14 protein-coding genes and 1 pseudogene are annotated in these 11,832 nt (G+C 66.3%); 11 read left to right on the top strand and 4 right to left on the bottom strand.

Annotation, left to right across the window (positions count from 1 at the left end; genetic code table 11):
• Positions 1-2,244, top strand: a 2,244-nt coding sequence (locus VEI45_RS16905) for a cyclase (protein ID WP_324855236.1), incomplete at its 5' end; no start/stop codon positions are given.
• A gap of 168 nt (positions 2,245-2,412) precedes the next feature.
• Here the strand turns inward: VEI45_RS16905 and VEI45_RS16900 are convergent.
• On the bottom strand, positions 2,413-2,649 hold the full coding sequence (locus VEI45_RS16900) for a DNA primase (protein ID WP_324855234.1): 237 nt from the start codon (positions 2,647-2,649) through the stop codon (positions 2,413-2,415).
• Complete coding sequence (locus VEI45_RS16895) at positions 2,646-2,843, bottom strand: hypothetical protein (protein WP_324855232.1); 198 nt, start codon at positions 2,841-2,843, stop codon at positions 2,646-2,648. The genes VEI45_RS16900 and VEI45_RS16895 overlap by 4 nt, the downstream gene beginning before the upstream one ends.
• A 29-nt stretch (positions 2,844-2,872) precedes the next feature.
• On the opposite strand from VEI45_RS16895, the pseudogene VEI45_RS16890 reads away from it, so the two are divergent.
• The 9 genes and pseudogenes from VEI45_RS16890 to VEI45_RS16850 all read left to right on the top strand — a co-directional run.
• Positions 2,873-3,130: pseudogene (locus VEI45_RS16890) on the top strand (VOC family protein); the annotation flags it as partial.
• 72 nt (positions 3,131-3,202) lie between these two features.
• On the top strand, positions 3,203-3,781 hold the full coding sequence (locus VEI45_RS16885) for a mammalian cell entry protein (protein WP_324855230.1): 579 nt from the start codon (positions 3,203-3,205) through the stop codon (positions 3,779-3,781).
• A complete protein-coding gene (locus tag VEI45_RS16880; RefSeq protein WP_324855228.1) occupies positions 3,778-4,278 on the top strand; it encodes a hypothetical protein in 501 nt (166 codons plus the stop codon). Before VEI45_RS16885 ends, VEI45_RS16880 begins: the two co-directional genes overlap by 4 nt.
• A gap of 15 nt (positions 4,279-4,293) precedes the next feature.
• Positions 4,294-5,199, top strand: a complete 906-nt coding sequence (locus VEI45_RS16875; RefSeq protein WP_324855226.1) for an alpha/beta fold hydrolase — start codon at positions 4,294-4,296, stop codon at positions 5,197-5,199.
• A gap of 321 nt (positions 5,200-5,520) precedes the next feature.
• Positions 5,521-5,964 (top strand): 50S ribosomal protein L13, encoded by a 444-nt coding sequence (gene rplM, locus VEI45_RS16870; RefSeq protein ID WP_324855224.1) that lies wholly within the window; start codon positions 5,521-5,523, stop codon positions 5,962-5,964.
• Entirely contained in the window at positions 5,961-6,449 is a 489-nt protein-coding gene (gene rpsI, locus VEI45_RS16865) for a 30S ribosomal protein S9 (RefSeq protein ID WP_324855222.1), read from the top strand. The genes rplM and rpsI overlap by 4 nt, the downstream gene beginning before the upstream one ends.
• A 99-nt stretch (positions 6,450-6,548) precedes the next feature.
• Positions 6,549-7,886: a phosphoglucosamine mutase gene (gene glmM, locus VEI45_RS16860; RefSeq protein ID WP_324855220.1), complete on the top strand. Its 1,338-nt coding sequence runs from the start codon at positions 6,549-6,551 to the stop codon at positions 7,884-7,886.
• 39 nt (positions 7,887-7,925) lie between these two features.
• The gene (locus VEI45_RS16855; protein ID WP_324855218.1) at positions 7,926-8,228 is read left to right on the top strand and encodes a type VII secretion target; all 303 of its coding nucleotides are present in this window, start codon (positions 7,926-7,928) and stop codon (positions 8,226-8,228) included.
• A 5-nt stretch (positions 8,229-8,233) separates the two neighbouring features.
• Positions 8,234-9,637, top strand: a complete 1,404-nt coding sequence (locus tag VEI45_RS16850) for a hypothetical protein (RefSeq protein ID WP_324855216.1) — start codon at positions 8,234-8,236, stop codon at positions 9,635-9,637.
• 93 nt (positions 9,638-9,730) lie between these two features.
• Here the strand turns inward: VEI45_RS16850 and VEI45_RS16845 are convergent, their stop codons facing one another.
• A complete protein-coding gene (locus VEI45_RS16845; protein ID WP_324855214.1) occupies positions 9,731-10,573 on the bottom strand; it encodes a hypothetical protein in 843 nt (280 codons plus the stop codon).
• A 126-nt stretch (positions 10,574-10,699) separates the two neighbouring features.
• Between VEI45_RS16845 and VEI45_RS16840 the strand changes: the two genes are divergently transcribed.
• Positions 10,700-10,954 (top strand): hypothetical protein, encoded by a 255-nt coding sequence (locus VEI45_RS16840; RefSeq protein WP_324855212.1) that lies wholly within the window; start codon positions 10,700-10,702, stop codon positions 10,952-10,954.
• Positions 10,955-11,002: 48 nt separating this feature from the next.
• Here the strand turns inward: VEI45_RS16840 and VEI45_RS16835 are convergent, their stop codons facing one another.
• Complete coding sequence (locus tag VEI45_RS16835; protein WP_324855210.1) at positions 11,003-11,458, bottom strand: cupin domain-containing protein; 456 nt, start codon at positions 11,456-11,458, stop codon at positions 11,003-11,005.
• Positions 11,459-11,832 lie beyond the last annotated feature (374 nt).

Here is an 11,832-nt window from a genome sequence, read left to right as displayed (position 1 = left end):
GCGGCCACCGGCGTCGAGGGTCTTGATGGGCAGGCTGCCCGCGACCGGGTGCGCGCCCGGGTTCCCGATGCAGACCCCGAGGATTTGGTGCTCTTCGCTGACCTGCTGGGGATCGCGGACCCTGAGGTGGCCCTCCCTCGGATCGATCCGGATGCGCGTCGGCGGCGGTTGACCGGGCTGGTGAATTCCGCCTCGTTGGCCCGCGCGACCCCGGCGCTCTACATCATCGAGGACGCCCAATGGATCGATGAAGTCAGCGAATCGATGCTGGCCGAGTTCCTTACAGTGATCCCGCAGATGCCCTCGCTGATGTTGGTCACCTACCGCACCGAATATCGGGGCGCGTTGACCCGGGTGGCAAGGGCTCAAACCATCGCCCTTGCGCCGCTGAGTGATTCAGAGACTGCAGCATTGATCGCGCAGCTGCTCGGGCCGGACCCCTCGCTCGGCGGGTTGGCCCACACGATCGCCGACAGGGCCGCCGGCAACCCGTTCTTCGCCGAGGAGATTGTGCGGGAACTGGCCGAGCGCGGCGTGCTGCGCGGCGAGCCGGGCGCACACTCGTCGGCGGCAGAGGTTGGCGAGGTCGGCGTACCGGCCACCTTGCAGGCCGCCATCGGCGCGCGCATCGACCGCCTCGACCCGAAAGCCAAGCGCACGCTGAGCGCAGCGGCGGTCATCGGTTCGAGGTTTAGCCTCGACTTGCTGGCAACGCTGGGGATTGATCCTGTTTTAGAGGATCTTGTGGGGGCCGAGCTGGTCGATCAGGTGCGGTTCACCGGGTCCACCGAGTATGCGTTTCGGCACAACCTGATCCACACCGTGGCCTACGAATCGCAGCTCAAATCGGATCGCGCCGAGCTGCACCGGCGCGTCGCGGCCGCGATCGAATCAGGTGACCCGGCTTCGACCGACGAGAACGCTGCGCTGATCGCCGAGCATCTGGAGGCCGCCGGTGATCTGCACGCCGCCTTCGCATGGCACATGCGCGCCGGCATGTGGCTGACCCAACATGAACTCGACGCGGCACGGGCGAGTTGGCAGCGTGCGCGTCACGTCGCCGACGCACTACCCGCCGAGGACCCCAACCGGGCAGCCATGCGCACCGCGCCACGCACCATGCTTTGCGTGACCGCCTGCTTAGCCGGCGGCAGCATCGCCGACACCGGGTTCGACGAACTGCGCGACCTTGCTGGCGCCACCGGCGACAAAGCTTCGCTGGCCATGGGCATGGCCGGGTTGGTGTTGGCACTGCTCGCTCACGCTCGCGTCGACGAAGCATCAAGCTTGGCTTCCGAACTCACCAGCGTGCTGGAGTCGATCGGCGACCCGACGTTGACGCTGGGCCTGCTCACCGCCGTACTCCTCGCCAAATACCAAGTTGGCGAGATGGCCGAAACCCTGCGGTTGGCGCAACTCATGAATGACCTGGCCGACGGCGACCCCCGCAAGGGGATGCTGACGGCTTTCTCTCCGTTGGGAAGCGCCATCCTCTTGCGGGGAGGCGTCCGGTGTTGCCTCGGAGACCCGAGATGGCGAGCCGATTTCGACACCGCGGGGAGGATGGTTCGCGAATTTGACGCGGCGGCGCGCGCGGTGGTGCTGCAGTATAAATACGGCCTCACCATCCCTCAGGGGGTGTTGCTGCCGGATGCGGCCGCCCTGCACGAGACGGCGGAGCTGCTTGAGATCACCCAACGATCCGGCGACGATTTCACGCTGGCTTCCGCCCGATTCGCGCGCGGCTTGGTGCTCGTGGCCTATGACGGTCCCCAACGCGCCGACGGCTTGGCCCTGCTTGCCGCGGCACGCGAAGCCGCTGTGCAAGAGCGCTTCACCATGATCACGGCGGCGATGGTCGACACTGTTTTCGCCAAGGAGAAGGCCCGAGCCGGCGATCTCGACGGCTCGATCGACCTGTCGCGGGCTGCCCTTGAGTGGGATTTCGCCTCCGGCGACAGGGTTTTTGGTGGGCCGCCCACCGCCGTTCTGGTAGAAGCCCTGTTGCGCAGGGGTGCCGACACAGACCTGGAGGAAGCGCAGGCGGCCATCGACCGGCTGGCGACCGTGCCCATCGAACCGGGGTTCGTATTGCACGACATCTTTCTGCTGCGACTGCGCGCGCTGCTAGCTCGGACTCGCGGCGACGAAGCTGCTTACACGGACTTCCGGGATCGCTACCGCGACATGGCGAAAACGCTTGGCTTCGAGGGCCATATCGCCTGGGCCGAGGCGATGCCATAACCGCGCCGGGCTTGGTTTGTGGGCCGTGCGGAACTGAGCTTCCGCCAAACGCCAAGTCTTACAATGAGAGCGCGGGTGCCCGAGCTACCGGGTCCGGTGGACCGAATCGCAGCTGCACCCCTGTAGCGGCTCTACCGGATTTCTTGTTACCGTGCGGCAGCAACCTTCTCAGAACGTCGGTGCTGTCAGGCCGGTGATCTCGACGACGCTCTGCGGGTAGCGGGCCACGGAGAACGCCACGTACCCAAACAGCTGCAACAGCACGGTGAGGTTCTGCGCCTTGGTGTCCGGTAACACCCTTGCCCTGATTCCCGACTCCCACAGCACCACGTCGGATGCGCGCAGCACACAGACGATGTCCTCGGTGCCAGCTCCGCTGGTGATGGCGCTGTTCGGGTCGGTCACCACCGGCAGGCCGGGATACTGCCGACTACCTGCTGGCTGGCGACTTCCTCCGGGATCCCTGCGGCGTTGTATCGCCGGTTGGCGTCGGGCAGAAACAGCGGTCGCTGCTGGTTGTCGAGCAGGGCCAGGAACCAGCCCCACCGGCGCGGGTGCATGACGACGACCTCGGGCGGCTGGAAGCGGGTGGTGTGCACTTGCTGGATGGCGTTGGCGATGGCGCTGTGCGGTGTCCATCACGATCAGCTGCAAGGACCGAGACGAGGTCGACTACTACTGGAATCGGCTGACCGACGGCGGCGAGGAATCGCACTGCGGCTGGTGCAAAGATCGATTCGGTCTGAGTTGGCAGATCGTTCCCGAGCGACTCTATGAGCTGGTCAGCCATCCGGATCCGGCCCGCGCGGCGGCCGCCACCCAGGCGATGTACGGCATGCGCAAGGTCGTCATCGCCGATCTCGAAGATGCGGTGACAGCGGTCTAAAGCCGGCGGGCTGCGCCGATCAGCGTTTGACCCGGACATGCCCGCCGTGCGTCGACACGTACGTTGGACGGTATGCCAGACGATGCTGCTACCTCCGGCGGGGAGCCCGTCGTGGAGGCGTCAGCAGACCCGGTAGACGTCGTATTTCTTCGGCCCGCCCAACCCCCGGCCCAGGTTGAGCGGATCGCGCTGGTCGCCGGCCTGGTCGCAGGAGTGGTGTTGGCAGGGCTGGTCGGCTGGCTGGGTTTCCGGGCGTATGAGGCCCATAACCTCGACGCGCAGCGCAACCTTTTCGTGCAAGCGGCTAGCCAGGGCGCGGCGAACCTCCTCACGGTCGACTATCAGCATGCCGACGCTGACGCGCAACGGATTCTGGACTCGGCAACCGGCAAGTTCTATGACAGCTTCGCCCGCCGCAAGCAGTCATACATGGACAACGCCAAGCGGATGCGATCGCAATTGGTGGGCACCGTCACCGACGCTGGACTCGAATCGCGAAACGGCGATCTGGGCAGGGTATTGGTAGCGGTGACGGTGAAGTCGTCGGATCCCGCGCAGGCGCACCAGGAGCCACAGTTCTGGCGGATACGGGTCACTGTGAAGAGCGTCGGCGATGTCGCCAAAGTCTCCGACGTGGTGTTCGTGCCATGACGCAACCACGAGGAGTCAACTGGTCGCGCGTACTGGTCTACGGCTTGCTGCCGGCTCTGGCGTTGCTGCTGGCGATCGCCGCGGGTCTACTCAAGTGGAAGGACTCGTCGGTTCGCAATACCGACCTTGCTCGCAGCCAATCGGTAGCGGCGGCAAGGGATTCCACCGTCGCGCTGCTCTCGTTCCGATTCGATACCGTGGATCGGGACGTGGCGGCCGCGCGGGAACGACTAACCGGCAATTTCCGCGACATCTACGTACAGCGGACGCAGGAGGAACTCATTCCGAATGCGAAAGAACGACACGTCTCCGCGACGGCCATCGTTCCCGGGGCCGCGTCGGAGTCGGCCGGCCACAATCACGCAGTAGTCCTGGTCTTCGTCAACCAGACCATCCGGATCGGTGACGCGGCGCCGGCCGATGCCGGCTCCAGCGTCCGGGTGACGCTGGACAAGATCGGCGAGCGTTGGCTGGTCTCCGGCTTCGACCAGTTCTAGTCAAAGGATCAGGTGATGACTGGACCCCGCTGGATCGATGTGCATGCTCCCGCCGTGGAGTTGAAGGCGCTGACGTGGGGGCCGCCCGACGCCCCGATCGCGCTGTGCCTGCACGGGTTTCCCGATACCCCCTACGGCTGGCGCAATTTCGCGCCCCGGCTCGCTGACTCGGGCTGGCGGGTGGTGGCACCGTTCATGCGCGGCTACGCGCCGTCGTCGATTCCGTCCGACGGCAGCTATCACATCGGGGCGCTGATGGACGACGCGCTGCAGGCGCGGACGGCGGCCGGCGGCACCGATCGCGACGTGGTGATCGGCCACGACTGGGGTGCGATGGCGGCGAATGGTTTGGCGGCGATGCCGGACAGTCCGTTCGCCAAGGCGGTGATCATGTCGGTGCCGCCGGCTGCGGCGTTCCGTCCGCTGAGGCAGGTGCCCGATCGGGGTCGCTTGCTGAGTCAAATCCCACCTCAGCTGCTGCGCAGCTGGTACATCATGTACTTCCAATTACCTTGGCTGCCAGAGCGATCCGCATCCTGGGTGCTGCCCAGGCTGTGGCGGCGATGGTCGCCGGGTTACGATGCCACAGAAGACCTGCGCCATGTCGACGCCGCGATCGGGACACCGGAGAGCTGGCGTGCCGCGCTCGGGCCCTACCGGGCCACCATCCGCAATACTCGCCCCCCGATGCGGTACGCCGAACTGCACCGGCATTGGACATCGGCACCGGCGCTGCCGAGCCTCTACTTACACGGACGCGACGACGGTTGCATGACAGCGGATTTCGCGCATTGGGTGGCGAGAGCGCTGCCCGACGGTAGCGACGTGGCCATCGTCGGACACGCCGGACACTTCCTGCAACTTGACCAGCCGGAGCGGGTTGCCGAGTTGGTGTTGACGTTCATCGGCTCGGTCGACTAGCAGTCGGCGTCAGATCGGCCCGCAGCTAAGCCGCGCGGCGGCCGTAGGAGCTGCTGCTCATCGTCAACGCGGCGGCCGACGTGTGCAGCAACAACGACGTCGATATCGCGATCACACCTGGGACGGGGTGCGCCCAACGTCCGCGGCGTTTTGACCTGCGTGGATGACCGCCGGTAAGCTGCTGCGTTGGCGTGCGGTACGCCGGGACTCGGGTCAATGTCGGTCGCCGAGATCATCCCGTTGCCGTGAGCGCCTGACCGGCACCCGGGTCACACCGGGATCCGAAACCGGGTAGAACCCGAATCGAGAGAGGTAAGCGCTGTGTCTACCTACGCGCCGAAGGCGGGTGACACCACGCGGGCGTGGTACGTCATTGACGCCACGGACGTGGTGCTCGGCCGTCTTGCCGTCGCGGCAGCCAACCTGTTGCGCGGCAAGCACAAGCCGACATTCACCCCCAATGTTGACGGTGGCGACTTCGTCATCATCGTCAATGCCGACAAGGTCGCAATCAGCGGCGACAAACTGCACAACAAGCTGGCTTACCGCCACTCGGGTTATCCCGGCGGGCTGCGGAAGCGCACGATCGGCGAGCTGATGGAGAAGCACCCCGACCGTGTCGTGGAAAAGGCGGTCGTCGGCATGCTGCCGAAGAACAAGCTCGGCCGTCAGATCAAGCGCAAGCTGCGTATCTACGCCGGTCCCCAGCACCCACACACCGCCCAGCAGCCGGTTCCGTTCGAGATCAAGCAGGTGGCCCAATGACAGAGATCGCAGAAACTGAGACCGAGGCCACCGAAGGCACTGTCGCGCAGACGGCCGAGGCAGCGACGCCGTCGACGCGGGCGGAATCCTTCGTCATCGAGCGTCCGATCCAAACGGTCGGGCGCCGCAAGGAGGCCGTGGTGCGGGTGCGGCTGGTGCCCGGCACCGGCAAATTCGACCTCGATGGCCGCAGCCTGGAGGCTTACTTCCCCAACAAGGTGCATCAGCAGCTCATCAAGGCGCCGCTGGTGACCGTGGACCGGCTGGAAAGCTTCGACATCTTTGCCCACCTCGATGGCGGGGGCCCGTCCGGCCAGGCCGGTGCGCTGCGGCTGGCCATCGCGAGGGCATTGATCCTGGTCACGCCCGAGGACCGGCCCGCCCTGAAGAGGGCCGGCTTCCTCACCCGTGACCCGCGTGCCACCGAGCGCAAGAAGTATGGCCTCAAGAAGGCCCGCAAGGCGCCGCAGTACAGCAAGCGCTGATCACGTCGGCGATCACGGCCGCGTACCAGTTGGGTGGCACTACGGGCAATCCTCTTGTCATGTGTGTGCGCGGTCGCCAACTGTGAGAGGTTTGTCCGCATGGGTCGACTATTCGGCACCGACGGCGTCCGCGGAGTCGCCAATCGAGAGCTCACCGCCGAGCTCGCGTTAGCTCTCGGCACCGCCGCCGCGCGAGGGCTGACCAGCCCGAATAGCGCACGCCGACGCGTCGCGGTGATCGGCCGCGATCCTCGCGCCAGCGGCGAAATGCTGGAAGCGGCGGTGATCGCCGGTCTGACCAGCGAAGGGGTGGACGCGCTGCGGGCCGGAGTGCTGCCGACACCGGCGGTGGCCTACCTGACGAGCGCCTACGACGCCGACTTCGGGGTGATGATCTCGGCGTCGCACAACCCGATGCCCGACAACGGCATCAAAATATTCGGGCCGGGCGGACACAAGCTCGACGACGCCACCGAGGACCGGATCGAGGATCTGGTCGCGGCCGGGCCGGGGCTGCGTCCGGTCGGGTCGGGGATCGGACGGGTGATCGACGCCGAGGATGCGCTGGACCGCTACCTGCGCCAGGTCGGCAAGGCTGGCACCGTCGGGCTCGACGGGCTGACCGTCGTCGTCGACTGCGCGCATGGCGCGGCCTCGGTGGCAGCACCGCGCGCCTACCGGGTGGCCGGGGCGCGGGTCATCGCGATCCACGCCGAACCCAACGGCCTCAACATCAACGACCGCTGCGGGTCGACGCACTTGGATGCCCTGCGATCGGCGGTCCTCGCCCACGGCGCCGACCTCGGTCTGGCGCACGACGGTGACGCCGACCGATGCCTGGCCATCGATGCCGCCGGTCAGGTCGTCGACGGCGATGCGATCATGGTGATCCTGGCGCTGGCAATGCAAGAGGCCGGCGAACTGGTCGACAACACCCTGGTGGCGACCGTGATGAGCAACCTCGGGCTGCACCTGGCGATGCGTGCCGCCGGGGTGACCGTTCGCACCACCAGCGTCGGTGACCGCTATGTCCTGGAAGAGCTGCGATCCGGTGACTACAGCCTCGGCGGCGAGCAATCCGGCCATATCGTGCTGCCCGGCCTGGCCACCACCGGCGACGGCATCCTCACCGGCCTGCGGCTGATGTCGCGAATGGCGCAGACCGGCTCGTCGCTGACCGGCCTGGCCTCCGTGATGCACACCTTGCCGCAGGTGCTGATCAACGTCGGGGTCGCCGACAAGGCCGCCGCCGTCGCCGCGCCCTCGGTTCGCACGGTGGTTCGGCAGGCCGAGGACGAGCTCGGTGATACCGGGCGAATTCTGTTGCGCCCCTCGGGAACCGAACAGATGATTCGGGTCATGGTGGAAGCGGACGACGAGCGCACCGCCCACCGGCTCGCCACCCTCGTCGCCGAAACGGTGCGCGCCCAGCACTGAGCGCGGAACCCCCGAACGGCGCGATGCGTCGAAACTGGTATGGGACAACGAAATGCGTTCGTCGACGCTGCGATGTTGCGCACGGTCGCGAACCGGTTCGACAATGCCGCGCACCTCATCGACGGCACGGTGCGCACTCACTTTGGGAGTTTGGCCTTCGACGGCGCCGCCGCCGGGCGGTCCTACATCGGTCACGGCGACGCACTGCGGTTAGCCCTGAATCGGTTGGCCGGTGAGCTTGGGCAATGGGCACGGGCAACCGGGGAGATCGCTACCGCCCTGCGGGCCAGCGCTGACCGCTACATCGATGCCGATCTGAGCGTCGCGGCGCGGATCGGTTAGACAAAGTGGTCGACTGGTTTGATGCGGCGGCGCGCCTGGCCGAGGGCCGGCCCGCCGTGGAGCACACGCAGACCTACGTGCAGGCATGCCATCTGCTCGGTTATCAGCATCCCGACCTGACGGCGCACGATGCACAGGTCCTGGACTGGTATGAGACCGAAGCCGGACTTGACCTCCGGGCGCTCGACGACGACAGCGCTGAGCTTCGGGCTGCGCTCAACACGATCGACGAGGCGCTGTGGCTGCAGCGTGCGCAGCTCACCGAGATCGCGGCGGCCTGGACGGGGTCTGGAGCCGACTCCGCGACGCGGTTTCTGCAGCGGCACTGCGACACCGCAGCGGAGGTGACCGCGCGCGTCCGCGCCGCCGCCGACGGCTATGCAGCGCTGCGCGACAAGCTGTGGCAGCTAGTGGACGACAAGGCCGCGACGGCGATCGCGATCGACGATCGCAGGTTGGGGGAGCGGTCGGCTTGGCTGGCCGCCGCACACGCTGTGACGGCCAGGGCGGGCGACCGGTCGGCGGCCGAAGAGCTGGTTCGCGAGCACGTTATCCCATACGTAGACAACGATATTCGCACCGACTGGCTCACAGCGATGCGCTCGACGGCGAGGTCGATGGAGGCGTCCTACGACGCGGCTGTCGACGCGCTGAGCTCGGTGCGCGAGGTGTGTTTCGAGATTCCCGGTGAGCTGGGTCCCAGTTGGCCGCCGGTCGCCGATGAGCCGCTCGGTCCAAACCCGGCCACGGCCACCGTACCGGTGAAGTCAACGTCGGCCGATATCGTGCCGACGGTGCCTGCTGCCGTGTCGACTCCGCCGTCTTCGCTTTACCCGGACGCCGTCGACAATTGGCCTGCAGTGCCTCCGGAATTGGCCGCCCCGGTGGGCGATACCGCCGGCTTGTCCAGCGGCGCCGGCAATCTGGGCAGTCTTGGCAGTCTCGCCGGCAGTATCGGCGGTGTCGTCGGCAAGATCGTCGACGGTATCGGCGGTCTGCTGGGTTCGTTGGCTGACGGTTTCTCCGATCCTTCGGGGTCCGGGGATCCGCTGTCGGACGATCCCCTGGACGACGACGATCCACTCGGCGACGACGCCGACCTGGCGGACGACGATAACACCGACGACGCAGATGACGCCGACGACACGGCCACCGCGGACGAGCCGGTCGGCGCCGACAAAGACGCCGCGGCCGAAGACGCCACGGCCGAAGGCGCCACCGCCGAAGCGCCCGCGGAAAACCCGCCAGCCACCGGCGTTGCTGTCGACGAGCCGGTAGCCCAGCCGGTCACGCCGCCGGACGCGCCGCCGCCGCCAGCGGCGCCGTCCGCCCCGAATTCCGAACCGCAGCCCGACGGGTCAACTCCGTGCGAGATCGCCGCCGATGAATTGCCGCAGGCCGGGCAGTGACAGCCGCTCAGCTGGGCAGCAGTTCGCGCAACGTCTCGACATAGCGCAGCGATTCATGCGACTTTATCGCACCCAACCGGTTGGTTGGTTAGCTCAGCCCTTGAGTAATGCGACGAACTTCTGTTCGGGGGTCGCCGGCGTCGCCTCCGGGTCCACGGCGACGGTCTTGGGTAGCTGGACGTCTGGGTCAGCGAACTCGCGATACGTCTTGTCGCCGCCGAGCGCATACAGCAGGTACCCGGTCAGCAACGCACGAATCGCCTTCTGCGTCTTGCGATCCGGACCGCCCAGGCCCATCACCTTCGCCAGCCGACGACCCTCGGCGAGTCCGGTGGACTGGGCTTTCCCGACTACCCGCAGCGTGGCCCTGTCCCAGGCCCGGGATAGTTCAATGGCGTTGGAGCGCAATTTCTTGGCATCGCCGGCGGCGCTGAACACCACCCCTGGCACGCTCAGGGTCGCGGCCGGTTGTTCGGCCGGTGGACTGGTGACGGTCGGGAAAATCGCCGCCACCGCCTTGGGCTTGACCTTCATCCCGGCCGCCGCAAACACCGCGGCCGAGCCGCCGAAGCCGTGGCCGATCACGCCGAGTTTGTTGGGATGCACGCTGATCTTGCCCGGGCCAAGGCGTACACCCGCGGCGATGTCGAGCGTGGTGCCCAAATCGAAGGCCAGGTTCAGTACCGATGGCGCCAGTCCTCGCTCGGTGTCGGGGGCCGCCGCGACGATGCCCCACGAGGCCAGGTGCTCGAGCAGTCGCGAATAGCGCTCGACGCCGGTGAGCCAGTCGTGGCCGAAAGCCAGACCGGGCAGGTTCAGTCCCGCTTCGGGTGTGTACACCACACCGCGCAAGCCCGCAAAGGCCAGGTCGCCGCGCAGGACGCGATGCGGCCCGGGTCGGGTGAGGGCGGCAACAAGCTTGCGAGTGCTGGCCACGCGCTGACGTTATCGCACCGCGGCCGTCGTAAACTACCCGACGCCAAGCTGATTCACAGAAAAGTCGCAAGAAAACACGCCGGGGAACAGGTTTAGCCGGTCGGCTCTGCGGGGTAAAAAGGCGGCGTGAAAAACATCACGCGCGTCGCAGCTGCGACTTTAATCACCTCCACAGGGTTAGGGCTTGCCGGTTTGAGTGCGGCGGGCGTTGCCGAGGCCTTCCCCGGGCCACTCCCCGACTATCACTGGTGTCCCGGTCAGTTCTGGGACCCGTCGTGGGGTCCCAACTGGGGGGCAGACCGCTGCCACGACGATTTCTACTTCGACGGCGAGCCACACGACCCGGGCCATTGGCACGGCCCCGGCCCCTGGCACCCCTGAGTCGATGCCGCTTGCAGCCGTCCCACCCGGGGCGGCTGCACTACTTTGCTAAGGCTTTAGCGCGTAGAGCTCTGGCAGGTTGACGACGATCGCGTCTTGGGTGCTACGAGCGATCACAACTGTGGCCGGCTCGTCCGGACTCGGATTCTCTTCCCGATGAGGTAAATACGGCGGTATGAAGACATAGTCGCCGGGACTGGTTGCGATGCGCACCTCGTGTTCGCCGTCGTGAAACACGAAGTCTGGGTGGCCGCTGAGGACAAATATCGCCGTTTCGGATTCGCCGTGGTGATGGTTGGCCGACACCGTCTGCGGGTGGACGTGCGTCTCACCCATCCAGAGTTTTTCCGAGCCGACCGTGCGTCCACTGATCGCCGCGAAGCGCTGCATGCCCTCGCTTTGCGCGGTGTCGGCGTCGATATCAGACGACTTGACGTGGTGCACTCGATTGCGAATCAACCGTTCGCTTTGCTGCAAGTTGGGATGAAACCCATCACCGGCCACCGGTGTCTCCTTCCTGCTGTCAACGGTGCCACGTCGCCGTGTTTGTCACGCGTCCAGTGTCGACCAGGCGGATCTTAACTCTCTCGCAGTAACACGCTGGTCGGCCGTTTACGTGGCCGTCAACACGGATAACTCCAGGTACTGAAACACAGTCAGTACCAAGCTGATTCATAGAAATTTATAAGAAAAACTCCGAGCCGGATGTTTGGCCGCTCGCGTTGCGTGGTACGAAGGCAAGGTGAAAAACATCAAACGAATCGCAGCCGCGACTGCTCTCACCACAGGTCTGGGACTTGCTGGTCTGGGTGCGGCGAGCGTCGCTGAGGCCTATCCCGGGCCGTTCCCCGACTATCACTGGTGCCCCGGCCAGTTCT

Origin of the sequence: Mycobacterium sp., assembly GCF_035623875.1 — a bacterium.
Classification (GTDB): Bacteria; Actinomycetota; Actinomycetes; order Mycobacteriales; family Mycobacteriaceae; genus Mycobacterium.
Note: the sequence above shows the minus strand (reverse complement) of the source record. Positions and strands in the feature narration are given on the sequence as shown.